This window comes from Streptomyces milbemycinicus (assembly GCF_002154605.1).
Taxonomy (GTDB): domain Bacteria; phylum Actinomycetota; class Actinomycetes; order Streptomycetales; family Streptomycetaceae; genus Streptomyces; species Streptomyces milbemycinicus.
Window position 1 is genome coordinate 1 of sequence record NZ_MUNE01000990.1, and the last position, 3,065, is coordinate 3,065.

Sequence of the window (3,065 nt, forward strand, 5' to 3'; positions counted from 1 at the left end):
GTCAGCCGATGAAGTCGGCCAGGTCACGCTCGATGGCGGCCTTGGGCTTGGCGCCGACGATGGTCTTGGCGACCTCGCCGCCCTGGTAGACGTTCAGCGTCGGGATCGACATCACGCCGTACTTCGCGGCGGTCGTCGGGTTCTCGTCGATGTTGAGCTTGGCAATGATGATCTTGTCCCCGTGCTCAGCCGCGATGGCCTCCAGAGACGGAGCGATCTGGCGGCACGGACCGCACCACGCGGCCCAGAAGTCGACGAGCACAGGCTTGTCGCTCTTGAGGACGGTCTCCTCGAAGTCGGCGTCTGTGACGGTCACCGTGGCACCGGCCATGGTTCATCTCCTTTATCGGTTTGGTGCAGGGGGGGTAGGTGGGGTCAGGCGGTGGCGTTCGCGCCATCGGCGAGAGCGGCGAGGTACCGCTCGGCGTCCAGCGCGGCGGAGCAGCCCGTACCGGCCGCGCTGATCGCCTGACGATAGGTGTGGTCCACGACATCGCCCGCGGCGAAGACACCGGGCAGATTGGTCCGGGTCGAGGGCGACGCGACCTTCAGATAGCCCTCGTCGTCCAGGTCGAGCTGGCCCTTGAAGAGCTCGGTGCGCGGGTCGTGACCGATGGCGATGAACAGTCCGGTGACCGGCAGCTCGGAGCTCTCGCCGGTCTTGACATCCCGCAGGGTCAGCCCGGAGAGCTTGTTGTCCCCGCGGATCTCGGTGACCTCGCTGTCCCACATGAAGGAGATCTTGGGGTCGGCGAAGGCGCGCTCCTGCATCGCCTTGCTGGCCCGCAGCGTGTCACGGCGGTGCACCACGGTGACCGACTTGGCGAAGCGGGAGAGGAAGGTCGCTTCCTCCATCGCGGTGTCGCCACCGCCGATGACGGCGATGTCCTGGTCCTTGAAGAAGAACCCGTCGCAGGTGGCACACCAGGAGACGCCACGGCCGGAGAGCTCGTCCTCATGGGCCAGGCCCAGCTTGCGGTGTTGCGAGCCAGTGGTGACGATGACCGTCTTGGCCCGGTGGACCGTACCGGCGGAGTCGGTGACGGTCTTGATGTCCTCGGTGAGGTCGACCGAGAGAACATCGTCCGGGACCAGCTCGGCGCCGAAGCGCTCCGCCTGGGCCCGCATGTTGTCCATCAGGTCGGGGCCCATGATCCCCTCACGGAAGCCGGGGAAGTTCTCCACGTCGGTGGTGTTCATCAGGGCACCACCGGCGGTCACGGAGCCTTCGAAGACCAGCGGCTTCAAGGAAGCCCGGGCGGTGTAGAGCGCGGCCGTATAGCCCGCGGGCCCGGAACCGATGATGATCACGTTGCGGACGTCGCTCACGGATGTCTTCCTTGTCTCTGCCGAGTGCCGACTACTGACTGAGGGCGACGACATCCGGAGTTCCCCGGAAAACCGCTGCCACCCCACCCAACGGATCCTACGGGGCGCGCATTCCCGGTTGGCGTCAGGCGGCCTACCGTGTGCCGCTCGCCTCAGTCTCGCGGGTAGGTGCGGGCCACGAGGCGGGTACCGGCGGTCGACGGTGACTGTGCGACGCACGCCGATTCGATCACGAAGGCGTCGACAAGCTTGTTGTCGGCTTCGTGTGGCAGCACCACAAGATAGACGTCCTTGCCGGCATAGGTGTCCTCCTGTGCGGCAAGTGGGGTCTCCGGGCGGCCGGTGCCCGCCTGTACACAGCTGGGCACCGGGGGGTCCTCGGCGCGCAACGGCATGTCCGGGGTGTCCTGCGCCCGCACATCGCCGGAGACGGTTGAGGGCTTCTGGCCGGCGAGGAGGGCATGCACCCGAGCCTGGAGGGTCGCCGCGGAGAGCGTTTCCGTAGTGGACGAGGGCTGCCTCTCCGACGCCTGTGTGCTGCCCGCATCGTTGCCGGCGGTGGAGCCCGACTGCATGAGGAAGGTGCCGAGACCGATCACGGCAGCCGCGCAGGCGGAGCCGAGGACGGCCCTGGGCCAGCGCCGGGGCTGCGGGCGCCGGGTGTCGGGCCGGGGCTTCGTACGGCCCGGTCCGGTGGTGGCTCGCGGACGCCCCGCCGGTCGCTCGGCAGCGCCGGACGAGACGGGTGTCGAGTCGTCGCTCGTCTTCCGGGGGCGGGTCGGCTCCGATGTTTCACGTGAAACGCTCGGAGCCGCTTCGGCCGATGAGTCGAGGGTCGCAGTTTCACGTGAAACATCGACGCAGTCATCCGGGGTGGTCGCATCGAGGAGGGCCTCTGCGGCGAGCGCCGCGTCGATACGCCCCGCGATATCGGCGGGCATCTGCACCGGGCCGGGAAGGGTCCCCAGCAGCGACCGGATCTCGTCCAGGGAGGCTCGTACGTCGGCGCACAGCTCACAGGCAGCGAGGTGGCCGCGCACATCGGCGGTGCGGTCGGGGGGCAGCAGCCCCTCGGCGAGTGCGGAGATCTCCGTGACCTCCGGGTGCTCGTCCGTGTCGGTCGACGATGTCACGCTCGGCCACCTCCGCCCTTCACGGCATCTGTGTCGTTCGGTCCTGCCGTCGGTGGGACGGATGTCCCCTGCGTCCGGTTCCTTGCCCCGCTCGGCGAGTCGCTACCCCTCCCGTTCGGATGGAGATGGGTCAGCATGGGCAGCAGGCGTGCGCGTCCCCGGGCGCAGCGGCTTTTGACCGTGCCGGTGGGGACCTCCAGGATTTTCGCGGCTTCGGCCACGGGGTAGCCCTGCATATCGACGAGTACGAGGGCCGCCCGCTGCTCGGGGGGCAGAGTGCGGAGCGCGCGAAGCAGCTCGCGGTGGAGGTCTCCGCGCTCCGCGGGAGCGGCAGCCGACTCGTGGGGTTCCAGAAGCTGCTCGAGCCGCTCCGTTTCGGCGACGGGGGAGGTACGACGGGACGCGGCCTTACGGGCCCGGTCCAGGCAGGCGTTCACCGTGATGCGGTGGAGCCAGGTCGTAACGGCCGACTGGCCCCGGAAGGTGTGAGCGGCCCGGTAGGCGGACACGAGCGCGTCCTGGACCGCGTCGGCGGCCTCCTCACGGTCGCCCAGCGTGCGCAGCGCCACCGCCCAGAGTCTGTCGCGGTGGCGTCGCACGCTG

Annotated in this window: 4 protein-coding genes; all 4 read right to left on the reverse strand. The window is 69.1% G+C overall.

The window, feature by feature from the left end; translation table 11 throughout:
* Nucleotide 1: 1 nt before the first annotated feature.
* The gene (trxA, locus tag CCN51_RS50040) at nucleotides 2–331 is read right to left on the reverse strand and encodes a thioredoxin (protein WP_014177959.1); all 330 of its coding nucleotides are present in this window, start codon (nucleotides 329–331) and stop codon (nucleotides 2–4) included.
* A gap of 44 nt (nucleotides 332–375) precedes the next feature.
* Nucleotides 376–1,329 (reverse strand): thioredoxin-disulfide reductase, encoded by a 954-nt coding sequence (gene trxB / locus CCN51_RS50045; protein WP_014177958.1) that lies wholly within the window; start codon nucleotides 1,327–1,329, stop codon nucleotides 376–378.
* 152 nt (nucleotides 1,330–1,481) lie between these two features.
* Entirely contained in the window at nucleotides 1,482–2,462 is a 981-nt protein-coding gene (locus CCN51_RS50050) for a hypothetical protein (RefSeq protein ID WP_014177957.1), read from the reverse strand.
* On the reverse strand, nucleotides 2,459–3,065 hold a 607-nt coding region (gene sigM, locus CCN51_RS50055), incomplete at its 5' end, for an RNA polymerase sigma factor SigM (RefSeq protein WP_086861156.1). The genes CCN51_RS50050 and sigM, both read right to left, overlap by 4 nt.